General features: G+C 41.2%; 6 protein-coding genes. All 6 read left to right on the forward strand.

The genetic code is table 11. The features are described from left to right. Window positions 1–181, forward strand: a 181-nt coding sequence (locus Xsto_RS20585) for a hypothetical protein (protein ID WP_099126301.1), incomplete at its 5' end; no start/stop codon positions are given. Next, a complete protein-coding gene (locus Xsto_RS20590) occupies window positions 174–608 on the forward strand; it encodes a hypothetical protein (protein ID WP_099126302.1) in 435 nt (144 codons plus the stop codon). The genes Xsto_RS20585 and Xsto_RS20590, both read left to right, overlap by 8 nt. Before the next feature lie 2 nt (window positions 609–610). Next, window positions 611–874 (forward strand): hypothetical protein, encoded by a 264-nt coding sequence (locus Xsto_RS20595; RefSeq protein WP_099126303.1) that lies wholly within the window; start codon window positions 611–613, stop codon window positions 872–874. A 118-nt stretch (window positions 875–992) separates the two neighbouring features. Next, window positions 993–1337: a hypothetical protein gene (locus tag Xsto_RS20600; protein WP_099126304.1), complete on the forward strand. Its 345-nt coding sequence runs from the start codon at window positions 993–995 to the stop codon at window positions 1335–1337. Continuing rightward, a complete protein-coding gene (locus Xsto_RS20605) occupies window positions 1334–1615 on the forward strand; it encodes a hypothetical protein (RefSeq protein ID WP_099126305.1) in 282 nt (93 codons plus the stop codon). Before Xsto_RS20600 ends, Xsto_RS20605 begins: the two co-directional genes overlap by 4 nt. Then, window positions 1612–1797 (forward strand): hypothetical protein (locus Xsto_RS20610; RefSeq protein WP_211284364.1); only part of this gene is annotated, 186 nt, incomplete at its 3' end. The genes Xsto_RS20605 and Xsto_RS20610, both read left to right, overlap by 4 nt.

The following is a 1797-nucleotide window of genomic DNA, read 5'->3' on the forward strand; positions in this document are numbered from 1 at the left end:
ACCCGATGAAATAACATTAAGAGATTATTTTGCGGCTAATGCAATGTCTGCAATTGTTCGTCGTTACGATGGTATGGGCTTCGGTGGGAATAAAGATTCACGTGATTATAAAGAGCTATCTGAAAGCGCATATTTCATTGCAGATGCAATGATAAAAGTACGGGAGAATAACAATGCCTAAACACATTCACGCTGATTTAATATCTGAGTACGCTAGGTTGTCTCATATTACCGATAAGCCGTGGGAGTATTTTGAGTGGTGGAGCTTTCATAAAAACAAATGGGAAAGCCTATCAAGAGAAGAGCTTGTTGGATTTCATTCTGATTATAAATACCGCCTAAAACCCCGCACTATCAAAATCGGGGAATGTGATGTTCCTGAGCCAGAAAGAGAAGCACCTAAAGCAGGAACTATATACTATATACCAAATATAGGATATGTAAAAACAGAACCTTGCAAATATTCATATAGTTATGAATGGGGTGAAAATGAAGATTGTGTTATTTATGAGATAGCACATTTAGAAAATGGACTTGTTCACCTCGACCGTAAATCCGCCGAACTCCACGCAAAAGCGCTTATTTCTCTGACTCATAAAAAGGAATAGCTATGGGTGATGTCGGTGATGATTATAGAATGTGGAGGGAGGAATTAAAAAGACGTAAGACAGAACGCCATTCAACCAATAGAGATAAATATCCGTCAATTGATATTCCCTACTCTATCGATAATAACGGAACTGTTCGTTTTAATACCCCAAAAGGCAAAGTGCTTTTTTATCCCACTACAAATAAGTACCAGTATAAGCAAATCGTCAAGCGAGGTTCTTTGGAATCAGCGATTAATTTCGCTAAAAGTCTCAGCGCTAAATAATCCAACCCAAAAATAACAAATCGTTTTCGCTAACGAGGGCTTCTTGCATGCATAAAAACTCATTCGATTGGTGCATGGTCATACCCAAAAAACCACAAGCAGTCAGGAACAGGCGCGCATGGAAGCGCCGTCTCGCCTTATTCCTTATTTCAATTGTTGTGCTTATTCCAGCTTAACGGAGGTCAATATGTTGCCTATCACTCTAAGTTATACCTATGCAGAAATGACCAGCAGAAACTTGCACGGACGTACTGAAATCACGTTCACCGACCCCGCAGATCTGGTACTCGATATACCATTCACTGAGTATGCTAAACGTTCAAGTCCAGATATCAGTGACATGTATACCCATATCCGAACACATTGCGATGAGGAGAGAGCAGCCGAAGAGATGAAAAAGGCAGGCTATACCTATCGTGAAGTCATGGCTATTGCCCGGTATTTTGTTGAGGAGGTCGTATGAGATGCGACTCTAATGAAACCTATTGGGATGACCGCCGTAATGAAGCCGACGATATTATTACGGCGGAAGCTTGTCAGGAACTGACCGAAGAAGAACTCGACGATGAAGTTGAGAAAATCGTCCTGAATTTTATCGATAATTCATTGCCTGAAGGGGCTGCCAAAGTACTTAACCCGATATTCAAAAATAACCCGTCTGCGCGGGATAGATACGTAGATGTCCTGAATGAGATCGTGATGATGGGCCTGAAGGATAAAATCATTGGGAGGGCAGCATGAGTACGCAAGAAGTTATTATTCAGGAAAAAAAATCTATAGCCACAGAGAATGCGACAGCTCCGATGAAGCTAATTGAGATGGCGGTCTCCTCTAATGCAGATATAGATAAATTAGAGCGGCTGCTAGAATTACAAACAAAATGGGAGGCCGGACAGTCAAGAAAGGAATTCCTAGATGCTATG

The organism is Xenorhabdus stockiae, assembly GCF_002632825.1.
GTDB lineage: Bacteria > Pseudomonadota > Gammaproteobacteria > Enterobacterales > Enterobacteriaceae > Xenorhabdus > Xenorhabdus stockiae.

Coding starts and splice junctions, on each gene's coding strand:
- Xsto_RS20590 (WP_099126302.1), top strand. CDS start 174: ATGCCTAAACACATTCACGCTGATTTAATATCTGAGTACGCTAGGTTG.
- Xsto_RS20605 (WP_099126305.1), top strand. CDS start 1,334: ATGAGATGCGACTCTAATGAAACCTATTGGGATGACCGCCGTAATGAA.
- Xsto_RS20600 (WP_099126304.1), top strand. CDS start 993: ATGGAAGCGCCGTCTCGCCTTATTCCTTATTTCAATTGTTGTGCTTAT.
- Xsto_RS20595 (WP_099126303.1), top strand. CDS start 611: ATGGGTGATGTCGGTGATGATTATAGAATGTGGAGGGAGGAATTAAAA.